The following is a 268-nucleotide window of genomic DNA, read 5'->3' as shown; positions in this document are numbered from 1 at the left end:
ATCTCAGCGACTTCACTTACTTCCGACAATGACACGTCACCTAAACCAAGGGCATGGCTAATAGTTACCCTTCCCTGCCATCCTGCTTCTTCCGTCATGGCAGCGAGTCTCTTTATGGTAAAAATCGTTAGATGTCCGGGATCATGTAAATGCAAATCTACATCAGCATTGTTTTCTACCGCTAGCTCCATCATTGTTTGCAATGATTTTTCGACGTCGCCATCTACTCCCGCTGGGTCTACACCACCAACATGAGTTGCTCCTTGGC

1 protein-coding gene is annotated in these 268 nt (G+C 47.0%); it reads right to left on the bottom strand.

Annotated features, from left to right (window positions below):
* Window positions 1-268 (bottom strand): amidohydrolase family protein (locus SB775_RS30025; RefSeq protein WP_410864901.1); only part of this gene is annotated, 268 nt, incomplete at both ends.

The organism is Peribacillus sp. SIMBA_075, assembly GCF_046534585.1.
The sequence above is the reverse complement of the archived record's forward strand: the minus strand, read 5'-3'. Positions and strand labels throughout refer to the sequence as shown.